Genomic DNA, 16,254 nt, shown 5'->3' with positions numbered 1-16,254 from the left:
GGTTAGTCCTCCTGTTGTTTGGCGCGTTCAATCATGGAAGAGAGGCGGTTGAGATCGGTTTCCGAAAGCTCATCCCCTTTGTGATCGAGCAATGCAGCTACGGCCCGTTCAGCAGAGCCGCTAAAAAAAGCCTGGATCATATAATCAATCGCAGAACGGCCGGCCTCAGCAGACGTAATGGTCGGCGAATACACATACCGCGCCCCTTCTTTGTGATGCTTGAGGTGTCCCTTCTCCTCCAGGATGCGCAACATGGCCCGGACGCCGGAATAGCTGGGCGGATTTGCAATGCCTTCCATGACCTCAGCAGCTGTCGCTGCCCCCTTACGGTAAATAAAGGTCATGATTTGACGCTCACGGGCCCCCAGATCCATGGGAGAGTTTTTGTCTTTCATCGTTACGTTCCAGGTTAAAGATGCCTGTTGTAAATGCTAGAATACTAGCACCTACGGGTAAACATAAAGGAAAGATGCAGGCATGTCAAGAAAAAATGCTATTTTTCTAGCATTAATTTTAACCGGTCGCTAAATCAGTCCAAGCAAGGCTAAAAAGGCGGTTTACCCGGCGAATATTTTTGCCTTCCTGGTTACTGTATTGCCAATAACCTGCCCGAGATAGTATCTTAGGCCACCACCAATTAATTCCTCCGTCAACTACCAATCACACCGAGCGAGCTATGGATAGAAGAGCTGCCGTGAAACGAATCTCCGCCGTTGTCGGCGTTGCGATTACCGGCCCAACGATGGCCGGCATCCTGAGTGGCTGCCAACCCACCGATGGCCCACTAAAAACCTTGTCATCATCGCAGTTCAATGTGTTGGAAGTGATGAGCGAGCATATCATCCCGGAAACGGACACGCCGGGCGCAAAAACCGCGCAGGTTGGCGCTTACATCGATGCCATGCTGACAACATTTTATGATGCTGAAGAACAAAAGGCTTTTCTGGATGGGCTTGCCAGCGTGGATGCATGGGCTGAAGAGCAATATGGAAAAGGCTTTATAAAGTGTGACCATGGTCAGCAGTTTGCCTTGTTGAATACGCTCGATCGTGCTGCATTCCTTGACGAGGAAGAAAAAAGTGACAACGAACGCGCCGCCCATGCACAGGCAGGCGTTGAAAACAGCAAGGCCTTTTTCCGCCGGCTGAAAATACTTACGGTCTCCGGCTTTTACACGTCGGAAGTTGGCGCTACGCAAGAACTGTCTGTCAACCCGAGCGGCCAATACCGCGGTGACGTTCCGTTTGAAGAAATTGGACGCGCCTGGTCCTGACGAAGCGAACGTAGGCCAACCACCACCCCAACGATCAGTGTGCCGGATACAGCCCGGCCAGAAATCTCACCGATAACCTTATTGCAGCATGAAGGGCTTCTCCATTATCAAGAAAGAAACGTACGACGCTATTGTAGTAGGCTCTGGCGTCTCCGGCGGCTGGGCTGCCAAAGAACTGACCGAAAAAGGATTAAAAACGCTGTTACTCGAACGGGGCCGTGCACAAGAACACGGCGACTATCCCACGCAGAGCAAGCGTGTCTGGGAACTCCCAAACCGCGGCCGGATGACACCAGACGAGATAGAAAACGTCTACCCAGTCCAGTACCGAAGCGGGGCAATCAGCGAAGCAACCAAACATTTCCACGTAAAAGATTCAGAGCAGCCTTACGTAGAAGACAAACCCTTTATCTGGGTACGCGGCGACCAGGTAGGTGGGCGTTCGCTGATCTGGGGCCGCGGAGTGCCGCGCTGGAGTCCAATGGATTTTGAAGCGCCGGCAAAAGATGGCATGGGAATCGACTGGCCCATCCGCTATGACGACATTGCGCCCTGGTACGACTATGTAGAACGTTTCATCGGGGTAAACGGTGAGCCGATGAAAAGCCGGGCGATCAAAGACGGCGTTTTTCAAAAACCCATGGAGTTGAATGCCGGTGAGAAATACTTCCGCAAGTGTATTGAGGACAGTTTTCCCGGTCGCACAATGACCATCTTCCCAATGGCCATTCTGACAGAAGCCTTAAACGGACGGCCTGCCTGTCACTATTGCGGCAACTGTCCGCGTGGGTGCTTGACGGGTTCTTACTTCAGCACCCAAAGCACAACGTTGCCGGCAGCACAGGCAACAGGCAACCTGACACTGCGTCCCGACAGTGTTGTGCATAGCGTTATTTTTGACGAACAAACGGACCGCGCTGTTGGTGTCCGCGTCATAGATCATCATTCAAAAGAGATGATCGAATTCTACAGTAAAGTAGTCTTCCTGTGCGCCTCAGCATTAGGCAGCACACAGATCTTGTTGAATTCCAAGAGCCCACGCTTCCCTGATGGTCTTGCCAACTCGAGCGGTACCCTGGGCCACTATTTGATGGATCACCATTTCCGTGTCGGCGGTTCAGGAATTTTACCTGGCATGGAAGACAAGTACTACATTGGCAACCGGCCGGCTCCTACGTACATCCCAAGGTTCAGAAATGTTGGCGGTGATACAGACCGTGATGATTACATCCGCGGCTTCCATTATGGCGGCGGGGCAAGCAGAATTGGCTGGGGGCGCGGTAGCAGCGAATTGGGCATGGGCGCTGAGCTCAAAGAAAAATTGCGCACGCCGGGACCATGGCGTATGTCCATCAATGCATTTGGTGAGATGCTGCCAAATTATGATAACCATGTATACCTCGACAGCGAAAAAACGGATCAATGGGGTATTCCGCTTCTGCATGTGAGCGCGGCGTTCGGCGAAAATGAATTGGCGATGCGGAAAGACATGAAAGATTCTGCGGGTGAAATGTTAGAAGCTGCCGGCGCAACGGATATCTCAACCTACGATGCCATTAGTCGGACGGTACCGGGCGATGCCATCCACGAAATGGGTACGGCGCGTATGGGACGCGATCCGAAAGACTCTGTGCTAAATGGATGGAATCAGGCGCACGATGTCCCGAACCTGTTTGTCACCGACGGTGCCTGCATGACCTCGTCTGCGTGTCAGAACCCTTCCATTACCTATATGGCCCTCACTGCCCGCGCTTGCGACTATGCAGTCGAATCCATGAAGCGCGGCGAACTATAACAACTTGCGTTGCGGGACGGTGGCCGGTATTATGCTTTGGTACCAGCCGCCTATCCCCCACGCTCATGACCAATCGTGTAGCTAGCACAGTAGCTAGCATACTTCTTATCGTGCTGCTTATCCCGCAAGCGCAAGCACAAGCTGTATCAAATGGCGGTATCGATCTCGCCGGCTTTTCCACCAACTACTACAGCCTGCCCTTAATCGACCTGGATGGTGATACGCACCGGCAGGTTGTGGTTGACCGGGAAGCCGGCCAGTACCTAGGGCACCCCACTACCGTGTTGCTTGAAGACGGTAAAACCATGTACGCCGTATATCCAAAGGGCCACGGGCGTGGTGGCATTGTGATGAAACGGAGTAATGATGGCGGCATGACCTGGAGTGAGCGACTCCCTGTGCCGGCCAGTTGGGCTTCTTCCCTCGAGGTGCCAACACTACATCCTGTTGAAGACGCTGCCGGCAACAACCGCCTCATCATGTTCTCCGGCCTCTACCCTGCACGGATGGCTGTTTCAGAAGACATGGGTGAGCAGTGGTCGGAGCTTAACATCGTGGGCGACTGGGGTGGCATTGTTGTGATGGGTGACCTTGTGCCATTGCGCACGGGCAAAGGACATTACATGGCCCTCTTTCACGACGATGGCCGCTTCTTTACCCACCAGGGCCGCGGCGCCAGCGAACCTGCGCGCTCTACCAACAACCTTGCAAACTTCACCTTATTCAAAACCTTCTCGTACGACGGCGGCCTCACCTGGAGCCATCCTGAAGCCATGTTTGAATCGCGCGTGATTCACCTTTGCGAGCCGGGCATTGTGCGATCGCCCGACGGCAAACAACTCGCCATTTTGCTACGCGAAAACTCGCGACGCATGAATAGCCACATTATGTTTTCGAACGATGAAGGGAAAACCTGGACCACCCCGCGCCAACTCCCGAACGCTTTAACGGGTGACCGCCATCAAGCCCTTTACCTGCCAGATGGCCGGCTCTTCATTTCTTTCCGCGATAATGCACCGGGGGTATCCAGATTCAGGCAACTCAAAAGCCAGTGCCCCGATTGTGATGAAAACATACTGTATGAGCAGGCGGGTCCAGTGAGTCCTACTGCCGGCGATTGGGTAGGCTGGGTTGGCACGTATGAAGACCTGGTTTCCGGCAATGAAGGCCAGTATCGCGTTCGATTGAAAGACAACCATCGAGGATCAGATTGCGCCTATCCCGCGCTTGAGCTCTTGCCAGATGGCACCGTGGTAGCCACCACCTACGGCCACTGGACACCAGACGAAGCGCCATACATTTTGAGCGTGCGGTTTACGGCTGAAGAGTTGGATCGGTTGGCTGAGGAGTGAGGAGTGATTGGATTTCCCTTCGACATTCAGCGTTGCTTGTTCGGTGTTCGATATTCAAAAACCTCCCGAAGGTACGCAAGGCCTTCTCGTGCGATGGTTTCCGGATCTCCGGGGTCGCGCCAGACGCAGCAGGCGCGGGCGATGGTTTCGATTCGCGTAGAAAATGACTCGATGACCACATCGCCGGCATAACCAATTTCAGTCAGCGCATCCCGAACAGCTTCCCAGGGAATGGTACCCTGCCCGGGCGCACCACGGTGGTTGGCGCTTGCATGCAGGTGCGCAAGATGTTTTCCGGCTGTATGAATTGCTTCTGTAAAGCTGCGTTCTTCCATGTTCATGTGGAACGTATCGAGGTGGATGCCCAAATTCGGGTGATTAACCTGTTCAACCATTTCAACGGCTTGTGCAGCCGTATTCAGGAAGTCTGTTTCAAAACGATTGAGTACTTCCATCGCGATCGTAATATCGCGGTCGGCTGCATAACTGGCCAGTTTGTATAGATGCAAGGCAACCAGCTCACGTTGCAATGCTTTCTCTGATTCGGTATACGCCTCGGCTCGGCCAACAGCAGAGTAAAGCGGACCACAGTACAGGGTTGAGCCGTAGGCCGGCATCATATCAAGGACCCGTGTTGTGTAAGACACCGCAGCCTCCTGATCTGCCTGGCTCCCCCGCAAATCTCGTCCGGGGCCATAGGCACCACAGGTAATCAGGTGTGATAGGCCACTTCGTTTAAAAGCACCGTTGATCGTATCACCGTCAACAAGTCCGGGATCTTCTATTGCAATCTCAGCACAGTCAAAGCCCCATTCAGCAAAAACGGGTAAAAGAGACAGGTTTGGGTTCGCAAAAGGCGAGCAAAAAAGGAACGTATTGATGCCAAGCTTCATGTTCTAGCGCTTGCGTTTGTGGCCATGTAATTCAGCAGTTTTTTAGCGACGCAGGAAGACAAAAATATACGCCGCCGCCACACTTATTATCACATGTTTTAGGGTAGACTATCTTTTACTTAAGAATTTTTCTTAGTTTGAGTAGATCAATAGGGAGCTACCTACCAAGTATATATGAAACCCACCTTAAAGGACATAGCTGACACCACCGGCTTGTCTGTCTCTACCGTTTCTAGGGTATTGCGCGGCAAAGCCAAGCGTAACTCGCAAAATGTGGAGATGATTATAGAGGCCGCACAAAGCCTGAATTACCCCATTTATTCCTCGTCCGTTTTTGATGCAGCAAGGAAAAGAAACAGCAGCCTGTTTGTTGCGCTAATAGCCTCGACGCACATAGGCGAATTCTATTCTTCCTTTTTTGATGGGTTCAGCAGGGCTGCCAGGCAAAACAACACACAGTTAACGCTTATCGACGCGGCACCAGATGTCGAAATGCTGATCGATCTGTTGCATGAGTTGGCCGGCAAAAGCTACGACGCTGCCATTCTCTTCCTCCCGATGCTCAATGAAGCTGATTACCGGGCAATTCTCGCCAAGCTCCCCCGGCACTTCATCGTGATCTCCGCAGCCACCATTTTCCACCCGGTCATGGATACCGTTTCATTTGATTCGTATCGGGGTGGCAACCTTGTTGCCAAGCACTTTCATGCGCGCGGCTACAAAGACCTGGGTGTTGTCATTGGTGATACGCGCCGCAACGAATCTCTGCTCCGCAAAAGCGGCTATACCGACTACATCCAGCACCACTCAGACATGAACCTGATCTGGCAATTTGAAGGCAATTACACCTTTGAATCTGGTCAGGAAGCGTATAAACAATACAGCCAGCTTGAACAGAAGCCTCGGGCTATTTTCCTCATCAACGACATCATGTGCCTCGGATTTATGGAGGCTGCACGGCGGGCCGGCGTAAAAATACCTGAAACCGTTGCACTGGTTGGGTATGATGACTTGCCCATTTGCGACTACCACTTCCCTTCTATCTCTTCGGTGACCACCAATTACACGCAACTGGGTCAAAATGCGCTAAATATGATTGGCGAAAAAATTCGGAGCACAGGCACAGACCACCAGGGCCTTGTCAGCGTCGTACCTGTTTCTCTTTCTATTCGAGAATCTTCCTAGCACCCATCCAACACGTCTTAGAAAATCGCCCTTTTTCCAAATTGCAATTTTTTTACATAAAACGTGTAAATAATTATTATAAATAATATTATTTACTACCCTTGCCGACAACTTAACTGCCAGTAGCGCTATGCCCTCACCCCAACAGTATTTCCCCGATATCAGTAAAATCCCATTTGAAGGCCCAAAATCCACCAACCCATTGGCTTTCAGGTATTATGATCCCAACCGTAAAGTTGCTGGAAAAACGCTGCGCGAACATTTCAAGTTTGCGTGCGCGTACTGGCATTCATTCTGCAATGTAGGCGGCGATCCGTTTGGCCCCGGCACAATAACATTCCCCTGGGACGCCGATGCGGATGCGGTGAGTCGCGCTAAACACAAAATGGATGCAGCTTTTGAATTCATGTCCAAACTTGGCCTCGAATACTACTGCTTTCACGATTATGACCTGGTAGATGAAGGGGCCAACCTGGCAGAATCTGAACAAAGACTGCAAGCCATTACCGACCATGCGCTCCAGCACATGAAGGATAGCCGTATCAAAGTGTTGTGGGGCACTGCTAATCTCTTTAGCAATCCACGCTACATGAACGGTGCTGCAACCAATCCCGACTTCAATGTACTGAGCTATGCTGCCGGCCAGGTCAAACAGGCGCTGGATGCCACGCTCAAACTCAATGGAGAAAACTACGTCTTCTGGGGCGGCCGGGAAGGTTACATGTCGTTACTCAATACAGACCTGAAACGCGAACAAGACCATCTGGCCCGCTTCCTCCACATAGCAAAAGACTACGCGCGCAGCCAGGGATTCAAAGGGACCTTTTTTATTGAGCCCAAACCCTGTGAGCCAAGCAAGCACCAGTATGACTACGACTCAGCAACGGTCATTGGCTTCTTGCTCAATTACGGCCTGGAGAAAGACTTCAAGCTTAATGTCGAAGTGAACCACGCCACGCTATCCGGACACACCTTCCAACACGAATTGCAGGTGGCGGCTGCTGCCGGCATGCTGGGTAGCATCGATGCCAACCGGGGCGATCATCAGAATGGATGGGATACAGACCAGTTTCCGAACAACATCTATGACCTGACGGAAGCCATGCTGGTATTTCTCCGTGCCGGCGGTATGCAAGGCGGCGGAGTCAATTTTGATGCTAAAACCCGACGCAACTCAACAGATCTGATCGACCTGTTCTACGCCCACATTGGCGGTATGGATATTTTTGCACGCGCCTTGCTCATTGCAGACGCGATCATACAGGAATCACCTGTGGAAGGCATGCGGGCAGACCGGTATGCCAGCTTCGATGCAGGCAACGGCAAGGCCTTTGAATCAGGAACCCTGTCGTTGGAGGATCTGCATAAATTGGCAACAGCAAACGGAGAGCCTGCCATGACAAGCGGCCGGCAGGAGCTCTACGAAAACATTCTCAACCAGTATATCTAATCGAGCAACAGGCAGGCGTAGTTCGCTACGCCTGCCTGTTGATGCATCTCATTAAAAGTAAGTTGAACTTCAACTACTTATTTGTCTAGTTCGCGGTATTCAAACCAGAAAAAATCGGCCGGCATTTGATTGTAAGCCAAATCCTGACAGCAAAGTCCGACAAAGCACCCCGTAAAAGCCGCTCGGTATCGAGCACTCCCCTCCCGTACGTGATCATCTGACAAAATACTAGCATCCAGTACTCCACCTACAGGATGGTAGGCAGAATCGCCCAGGCTGTAGTAAAACTGCAACTCCTCTCGGCTTAAAACTGCCCGCAGCTTTACCTTTTCGGCGCCCCTTATCTCCACCGGAGTTTCTAGCACAGTCAGTTCAAAATTATCGCTTGAAGCTATCGACAAGTATTTATGCTGCCCTGTATCATCACCTGTGATGTGGAGATAATGGTAATGCCCTGTGTTGTAGTAAAAAACCAGGCCGGCCATCTGTTGGAATGTATCTGGCGCAAAGGCCAGTTCAGTGGCAACGTCAACATGATAGCTTTGCACCCGACGCGCGACCATACTCTGCGCGTGTAGTGAAGCAAGAGATGCCCGTCCTGTGAGCCGTAGACAGCCGGGACGCTTCTGAAGGGAGCACCAATCTTCTGTCGCAGGAATTCGAAGCGTTTGAAAATGAAGGTCTAACGAGGGCTTGTCAAACAATACACGATCAGCAATATACCCCCCGCTGTTTCAACTGGAGGTGTATCAAACAAGGTCGGCACAGGTACTTGTTCTCGAGGCTCATTTCCTGCCGCCAAAAAAGGCCACCCGTCTCGCCAGACTACGCGTTCTATGGCAGTTTCTCTCCCGAGTATACATTTCCCTCGTTCGGTCAGCGGCCGCCCAACAAGAAAGGCGATATACCAATCCCCTTCCTGTGTTTCAACAAAATCGCCATGGCCGGCCTTCTGCAAAGGCAGCGAAGCATTATTTCGAGCGGTCAACAGTGGATTTTCAGGGTGTGGTGTGTAGGGCCCAGTGATCTCGCGGGCGCGCATGATGGTTACTGCATGGCCGTATTCCGTCCCTCCCTCAGCTAGCAACAGGTAATAGAATCCATCTTTTTTATAGAGATGTGGCCCCTCAGTCGACCCAAGGTCCGTCCCTTGCGTGAGGGTAAAAACTTCTCCAACAAGTGCGCCGGCAGCGGCATCATACGCTTGCATGACGATCCCGCCGAAAAAGTCCTTCTGCCGATGATCAATGCGCATACTGAGGTACCATTTCCTGCCGTCAGAATCATGAAACAGCGATCCATCAAATCCAATCGAATTCAAGTATATCGGTTCAGACCAGGGGCCGTTTATATTGGTCGCTGTAACAAGATAATTGGGCGTGTCTTTCCAGCGTCCATCAAACGACTTTACATTGGAGTACACGAGGTAAAACGTCCCATTATAGTAAGAAAGGCAGGGCGCCCATACGCCGCAAGAATCGGGTATGCCGCTCAAATCGAGTTGTGATACCCGATCTAAAGGCCGGCCCAATAGCCGCCAGTTAACAAGATCTTTCGAATGATGAAGCTGCACACCGGGAAACCACTCGAAAGTAGAAGTGGCGATGTAATAATCATCTTCAACGCGTACAATAGAGGGATCTGGATTAAATCCCTTTAAAATCGGATTCTTAATGGTAGCCATTGTTATGCTGCAACAAGAATTGTTCTGATTCGCGTACCAGTACTCGACTATACTGCTGCGTATTTCCAGGGTTATAATACAGAATCAGCCTATGCGCAGCACTTGAAGATGCGCAAGTTTATGTGCAAATTGCGCCGGCCCCGTTATTTCACAATCGCTTTGCCAACTACGAACCTTTTTCCAGCTTATGACACGTGGCATCGGTGGATCAGACCTGCAAACAGTACTCGCATCATTTCAGAACCGCACCGCTGATATGGTGCCCATTCAGGGCGCAGAACACAAAACGCGATTAGAGCAAGCAACAGCGCTCTTGCAAGCAAATGATCTCGCCGCAATCTACCTGCACGCCGGCGCTAACCTCCTCTATTTCACAGGGATGAAATGGAAGCCTTCGGAGCGCATGGTTGGCGCGCTGCTCACAGCCAGCGGACAATTACAGTACATCGGCCCTGCGTTTGAAGCCGGAACCATCAAGAGTTTCATGAAGGTTGATGCCCCCCTCCAATGCTGGGAAGAGCACGAAAGTCCTGCCCAGTTGCTCGGTGCAATGCTCAAAGATGCCGGCATTCCAGACGGACGAATTGCGGTAGATGAGTCTGTGCCTTTCTTCATTTCTGAGTCGCTTCGCGCAACAAACCCGTCTTACGAACTGGTGGATGCAACGCCCGTGACAGCCGGCTGCCGAATGTGTAAGTCTGAAGCCGAGATTGCCCTCATTCAACGCGCAAAAGACATTACGCTGGCCGTCCAGAAGGCAGCCGCCCGTATCATGCATCCGGGCATTGCCGCTAAAACGGTAATCGACTTTATTAATGAAGCCCATATCCGTTCTGGCATAGCAGCCGGCTCCTACTTTTGCACCGTACTGTTTGGGGAAGACACACAATACCCACACGGCGTACCTGCCCCGCAGCCGCTGCAAAACAACGATGTGGTACTGGTTGACACCGGCTGTCAATTGCACGGCTATATATCCGACATCACGCGGACTTATGTATATGGCACACCTACTGCCCGCCAGCGAGAAATCTGGCAGCTCGAAAAAGCGGCCCAACTGGCGGCTTTTGATGCCGCACAACCTGGCGCAACCTGCGCTTCTGTCGATGATGCTGCCCGCCGTGCGCTGGAAGCCGCCGGACTCGGCCCCGACTATAAATTGCCCGGCCTCCCCCATCGTACCGGTCACGGTACCGGCCTTGAGATCCATGAACATCCCTACCTGGTACGCAGTGATCAGACACCACTACAAAAGGGTATGGTGCTAAGCGTTGAACCCATGATTTGTGTACCGGGCGCATTTGGTATTCGACACGAAGACCATTTCTATATGACCAAAACAGGACCCCGCTGGTTCACCCAGCCCATGCCCAGCCTGGAGGCCCCCTTCTCAAATGCGTAAGAAATTGGTTATTTTCGGAGACCGCACAACAACCCCGGTACCAGATGATGACGCAAGCCGCGCTTAGGCCTACAAAACATACTGAGATTAAAACCACTGGCTACACGTCCATCTCAAAGCTGGTCCTGGTTTTAGGATTTCTCTTTCTATCAGGCAATGCACAACCGCTTCTTGGCCAGGGCACAACCCCATTGCCAAGAATGGAAATCTCAGAGCTCGATTACCTGGGTGCGTTTAGGCTACCGGCGGGTACCTTTGGGGCGTCATCTATGAACTACGCTGAAGGCCCCATTGCCTACAATGCGAGCCGGCACACGCTTTTTGTTGTTGGCCACAGCCACCACCAGGCCCTGGCAGAATTTGCAATCCCCGAACTCATTAACGCGTCAGCCATCACGGACTTGCTGATTGCCGATGCGCCCATGCAGGCGTTTACCGCGATTCTAGCCCGGGTGAGTAACCCGCAAGCGCTCGACAGGATCGGCGGCATGGTCTGCATCGATACACCTTCTGGCCGCGAGTTGTTGATCAACGGGTATGAGTACTATGATGCGCCAGCGGATAACTCGCATTCTACCCTCGTTATTCGCGATGCCGACAACCTGGCGACCTCTGACATCGAAGGCTTTTTCAGCCTATACCCGGATGCAGCGCATGTTTCTGGTTGGATGTCTCCGATACCCGCAGCATGGCAAACTCAGCTTGGCGGCAGCTTCCTGACGGGTCACGCAAGCGGAATTCCCATCATTGGGCGGGCCAGTGTGGGTCCTTCTGCTTTTGTTTTTGATCCCTACCAGATTGTAGGCAGCAGCACCCTGCCAGGGACATTTGAAACGATCCAGTTGATGGATTTCCCGCTGGACCACCCGCTGCATGCCGATCTGTACAACGAACAACGTAACAACGACATCTGGACCCATCTCTCACGTGCTGTCTATGGATTCATTGTACCAGGGACCAGTACGTATATGACCATTGGGTACACCGGAGGACACCAGAGCGGGGTATGCTACAAGTGTACGCAAACCGATGGGACCTTGTGTGATGGCTTTTGTGCCCCCGATGTGAACGACTACGCCCAATATTATTGGTTATGGGACGTCGACGATATGGTTGACGTTCGTGATGGCTTTGTGCCTCCACATGCGCTTCGACCCTACGCTTACGGTTCGTTCCCAACGCCGATACAGGGACCAACGCCGGCCATCAGCGGCGCTACTGTTGATTTTGATACCGGGACCTTGTACATGGCACTCCGCGCAGCCGATACACAACAAGGTGAGTTCAACAATCCACCCATAATTGCCGCCTATGCGTTACCCGTGACTTCGCAATCTGTATCCAATGAAAGCAGTGAACAGCTCCCGGATGCGTTTGAATTGTCGTCCGCATATCCCAACCCATTCCATACAGCTACAACGTTTGACATCAAACTCCCGCAGACAACAGACGTCAACATCAAAATATTTGATAGCCTTGGCCGGTTGATGCACGTGGTACACAACGGCAGACTCTCGGGGAATCAGCCACACAGCTTTAACCTGACCCCAACAGATTGGCCGGCCGGTGTTTACTTTGTACACGTACAAACACCAAATGCGACCCGCCTCCTATCTGTTAGCCATCACCCCTAAATATGTTAAGGGGTGTACTGGTTAACGAATTATTACGGTTCGATTAGCCAATTCTTTATCTAGGGGCAATTTTTTTAATGAATGAAGCGCCTACCTTTAGCTGTAGACCCTCTACTGCTCCCTACTATATCACCACAGATGGCTGAATCCAGTCCCCCGGGCTCCAAGGACCCGAAAACTGACCTCTCCGAAGAAGAGTTGGATGACTTCCTTGCCGGTGCCGGCACGGTCTCCAAGGATGCGCTGCCCAACCCAGAATTGATCCTGGGTGATGACATAAATGTGCCCGTCGTGGCCGGCCCAACCCCATTGGTCAAACAGGTACCTGATGCAAAACCGGTCCGGGATAATACTGTAGCGGGTGAGAACGCGACACTTGAATCTGCTGATTCACGGTCTAAACAAACCGCTGATACAGGCAAAACAGTGTCGGCGCAAAACACCCCATCACCCCCAACGGAAGCACCACCTTCCGTCTCAAAACGCAAGTTTTCGTTGCGCAGGCTGTTTGGGCTCAAAACACGAAACTAACCGCATCAACGATCCAGCAAACTTGCTGATCTGCAAGGATAATGTGTTAGTCCCTTGATTTAAAACCGCAGGACAATTTCCTTTTAGCACCATCTGCCTGCACTTTACCCTGTTGACCGACCAGCTGTACCATGAACCTACCACCGGACACCCGCAACTCCCGTTTTTTCACTGACCCATTTGCCCGTCACCGGCCCGCCTTGAGTATTGTTGGCTTTGATAACCAAGAAAACAACATACACGGCTATGGCCTCAAACAAATCATTGAACGCGCGCTCGATCCGACATCTCGCGAAAACGCCATTATTAGTACGTTGATCGAAAAAGCCACCCGGCACCCAAAAGACAAAGATGCGCCCGTTTCGGATGCAAAAACCCAGGTTGTAAACCACAACAGCCAGTTACTGCAAGGCCGCGCCTTTATTGCACTGCTTACCCTGGTCCTTGAGCAAAATGGACAAACGCTACCCGACGTCCAACAACCTTCCCACGCCTATGCGATGGAAATGCTGCGGGCCTCGCTGCTCACTGAAAAGCGTTTGCATCCGCTCTACGCAAATGAGATGCTCTCAGGACCCGATCGCGTAAAATGGACTACCTCATTGTGTAACATGGCCCGTGGGATAGATCTTTATCTGGCACTGGAAAATGCATATGCACACTATGGTCTACCAGAAGACCTCCTTTTGACAGAAACTGAAAAAGAAGCCCTGCTTGACCGGCACATCCTGGGCATCAGCCAGGTATTGGAAGTGGTCGACTCAAACATTGGCATCGGCGCACTGATATCTGGCAACTGGTCACTTAAAATGTGGGCGGCAGAAGCCTATGCTTGTCTGGGTACGCAGTACAAAAACGAAGCAGAAGCCCGGCAGCTTTTTGTCTGGTTTGGGCGTGGGCTTCGACGCGCCAGCCCGGGTGACAAAAACGACAAACGGCGATACTGGACGTACATGTCTACCCGCGAAGTGGGAGGCGCACTAAGCGACAGCCAACGCACCTGGGCAGAGGGACCCTACTACTTGCACTTTACCCTACAGGATGTATTGCCGTTGTGGCACGCAGTTCGTGCAAACGGCTACCTCACGTCTTCTGATCATGAGGTTGATATCGACGACCCCTTTTATGCGCCCTGGTTTACCGAGCCCATTTCCTGGCTGGCAGACATCACGACCCACGCCGGCGAAACGCCGCCTTTTGATGATGGCAACCGTCGCCCCATGTTCAACGCGCACCTTATGGCATGGAACGAGGACTATGGCATACCGCTTCTTGGCGAGAAAATGAATTGGATTTTCCAACGTGTTTCGTCAGCGAAAGACGGCGTTCCCACCGATTGGAAAACAATTAACAACGACGTACTCCTGCAGTATCTTGCCATGCCAAAAGCAGTGGCAACCGCACCACCAGCTGCTATCATTGGCAACCGCAACATCATTGAGCGCCACGAAGAACAGCTCATTCTAAGGCGTACTATTAATGGAAAAACGCATTTTGTTTGCATCCACGGCGAACCTGACATTGAGTCTATTGCCCGCGGCGAGGGACACGAGCAGCCCGACCAGTTGCAACTGCTTTATTATGTAGATGAACAATCCCTGATCATGGACGCCGGCTACGATCGGGGCTTTATCACGAAAAACAGCTCATGGAATCGGTACACCGATCACAATGTCATGGCTTACGCAAAAGGTGACAGTGGCATGAAGTCGCCAGACCGACTCACAAAACAGGTTCAGCACACCCCTGTTGACTTCCTCTATTTCGACCCAGCATCAACAGAGTCTGTTTCCATTATGAAAGGCCAAACCCGCTTGCATTGGCTGGGCGGCATACTTTCACCAGGCAATCTCAAAGACAAAACAACAGGGCAGTACGCGCGAACGGTACTCTTTATTGCAGATGAAACCTATCCCTACCTGATCGACATCAACCAGGTAAAAAACACGGTTGAAAAAGGCACCATGCCCGGCTTGAACATGCGTTACCACGTAGGTTCAAATGACTATAGCCAGACGGCAGCCGGCTGGCACTCGTGGCATGTCCCAAACGCACCCGGATGCCATTTGTATTTCGATTGTGTAGAGCACGACGATACAGGAGAACGCATTCTGATTGAGGAAGCAGAAGTTGAGGAAAGATTTCGTACCCGGTCGCAGATCAAGCGCTTTACTTGCGAGGGCAAACCACGGGAGACCTTTACTACGGTAGGTCTTTTTCGCGCAGGTGCAGATGCCCCTTTTGCAGCACCGCAGGCCATTGCCCCAGCAGATGCAGCCGCCACATACCGCATCTGGCAATGGGACAATCAAGAATCAGATACGATTGACATCCTGTTTGTAAAATCACTTGCCCTCCTGCCCCAGTCTGCCATGGTGCAGTTTGAGGTTTCTCTTGAGGGTGAACAAATGGCGTTCATCTCAGGCGAAAACAAGGACATCGGTTATGCACGATGCAAAAAAATTGATGGCACCTGGCATGTACTCCCTGATTTTCTATTTGGATTGGAGATGCTTGCCCCGACAATTGAAGCTTAGCACAATGAGCAGCTCAGGCTAGCCGGCGCCATTTTAAAAGTACCTCAAGACAGCATGACTACCACCCTGTTTTCACCAGCAAAACCTTAAACATTAAACCTTAAAACTTTTAACCCATTTTCGGGAGCAAGTTAGCATCTTGTGCATTAGAACCCCACACCACAACTCCAGCCAGTTGTCCCATCGGAACTGGCTACAAAGCTTACCTAAAACATTTGTAACTAAAAGCTTTACCTGCAGCGAGTACTGGCGTGAAATCGGAAGTGAAGAGTTTGCGTAAGGAGCAGCAAGTGGCGGTGGAGAAAGCCGTCCAGCTCTGTATCAAAGGCACCAAGTCAATCACCCTTATTCTTTGTCCCGGTTACGGGAAAACCCTGGCCAGCCAGATTATCTGTAATGAACTGGCACGTCTCGGTTATATTGATGGCGCGGTAAGTTATGTACCCCGTCTGACGTTGTCGCGACAATACGAACTTGACTGGCGTCGAGATAAAGAAGAATTCAGGGCCGGCCTGTTC

14 protein-coding genes are annotated in these 16,254 nt (G+C 51.7%); 10 read left to right on the top strand and 4 right to left on the bottom strand.

Annotation, left to right across the window (positions count from 1 at the left end):
• Positions 1–2 precede the first annotated feature (2 nt).
• Complete coding sequence (locus AAF564_09500) at positions 3–395, bottom strand: BlaI/MecI/CopY family transcriptional regulator (GenBank protein MEM8485773.1); 393 nt, start codon at positions 393–395, stop codon at positions 3–5.
• A 281-nt stretch (positions 396–676) separates the two neighbouring features.
• On the opposite strand from AAF564_09500, the gene AAF564_09495 reads away from it, so the two are divergent.
• From AAF564_09495 to AAF564_09485, 3 genes are all read left to right on the top strand, one after another.
• Positions 677–1,273, top strand: coding sequence for a gluconate 2-dehydrogenase subunit 3 family protein (locus tag AAF564_09495; GenBank protein ID MEM8485772.1), 597 nt, complete (start codon positions 677–679; stop codon positions 1,271–1,273).
• Positions 1,274–1,361: 88 nt separating this feature from the next.
• On the top strand, positions 1,362–3,068 hold the full coding sequence (locus tag AAF564_09490) for a GMC family oxidoreductase (GenBank protein ID MEM8485771.1): 1,707 nt from the start codon (positions 1,362–1,364) through the stop codon (positions 3,066–3,068).
• A 65-nt stretch (positions 3,069–3,133) separates the two neighbouring features.
• Entirely contained in the window at positions 3,134–4,420 is a 1,287-nt protein-coding gene (locus tag AAF564_09485; GenBank protein ID MEM8485770.1) for a sialidase family protein, read from the top strand.
• Between the two features lie 26 nt (positions 4,421–4,446).
• On the opposite strand, the gene AAF564_09480 is transcribed toward AAF564_09485, so the two are convergent.
• The gene (locus tag AAF564_09480; GenBank protein MEM8485769.1) at positions 4,447–5,313 is read right to left on the bottom strand and encodes a sugar phosphate isomerase/epimerase; all 867 of its coding nucleotides are present in this window, start codon (positions 5,311–5,313) and stop codon (positions 4,447–4,449) included.
• Positions 5,314–5,487: 174 nt separating this feature from the next.
• Between AAF564_09480 and AAF564_09475 the strand changes: the two genes are divergently transcribed.
• Together AAF564_09475 and xylA are read left to right on the top strand one after the other, a co-directional pair.
• Positions 5,488–6,498 carry a LacI family DNA-binding transcriptional regulator gene (locus AAF564_09475; protein ID MEM8485768.1) on the top strand — a complete coding sequence of 337 codons (1,011 nt, stop codon included), beginning with the start codon at positions 5,488–5,490 and terminating at the stop codon, positions 6,496–6,498.
• A gap of 130 nt (positions 6,499–6,628) precedes the next feature.
• Positions 6,629–7,948, top strand: coding sequence for a xylose isomerase (gene xylA / locus AAF564_09470; GenBank protein ID MEM8485767.1), 1,320 nt, complete (start codon positions 6,629–6,631; stop codon positions 7,946–7,948).
• 77 nt (positions 7,949–8,025) lie between these two features.
• Here the strand turns inward: xylA and AAF564_09465 are convergent, their stop codons facing one another.
• Entirely contained in the window at positions 8,026–8,652 is a 627-nt protein-coding gene (locus AAF564_09465; protein MEM8485766.1) for a hypothetical protein, read from the bottom strand.
• Positions 8,631–9,632, bottom strand: a complete 1,002-nt coding sequence (locus tag AAF564_09460; protein MEM8485765.1) for a glycoside hydrolase family 43 protein — start codon at positions 9,630–9,632, stop codon at positions 8,631–8,633. Before AAF564_09460 ends, AAF564_09465 begins: the two co-directional genes overlap by 22 nt.
• A gap of 187 nt (positions 9,633–9,819) precedes the next feature.
• On the opposite strand from AAF564_09460, the gene AAF564_09455 reads away from it, so the two are divergent.
• The 5 genes from AAF564_09455 to AAF564_09435 form a co-directional block, all read left to right on the top strand.
• Entirely contained in the window at positions 9,820–11,034 is a 1,215-nt protein-coding gene (locus tag AAF564_09455; GenBank protein ID MEM8485764.1) for a Xaa-Pro peptidase family protein, read from the top strand.
• A 44-nt stretch (positions 11,035–11,078) separates the two neighbouring features.
• Positions 11,079–12,668, top strand: coding sequence for a T9SS type A sorting domain-containing protein (locus tag AAF564_09450; protein ID MEM8485763.1), 1,590 nt, complete (start codon positions 11,079–11,081; stop codon positions 12,666–12,668).
• A gap of 138 nt (positions 12,669–12,806) precedes the next feature.
• Positions 12,807–13,199 carry a hypothetical protein gene (locus AAF564_09445; GenBank protein MEM8485762.1) on the top strand — a complete coding sequence of 131 codons (393 nt, stop codon included), beginning with the start codon at positions 12,807–12,809 and terminating at the stop codon, positions 13,197–13,199.
• A gap of 131 nt (positions 13,200–13,330) precedes the next feature.
• The gene (locus tag AAF564_09440; protein MEM8485761.1) at positions 13,331–15,736 is read left to right on the top strand and encodes a hypothetical protein; all 2,406 of its coding nucleotides are present in this window, start codon (positions 13,331–13,333) and stop codon (positions 15,734–15,736) included.
• A gap of 251 nt (positions 15,737–15,987) precedes the next feature.
• Positions 15,988–16,254, top strand: a 267-nt coding sequence (locus AAF564_09435) for a DEAD/DEAH box helicase family protein (protein MEM8485760.1), incomplete at its 3' end; no start/stop codon positions are given.

The organism is Bacteroidota bacterium (assembly GCA_039111535.1).
Lineage (GTDB): Bacteria > Bacteroidota > Rhodothermia > Rhodothermales > JAHQVL01 > JBCCIM01.
Note: the sequence above shows the minus strand (reverse complement) of the source record. Positions and strands in the feature narration are given on the sequence as shown.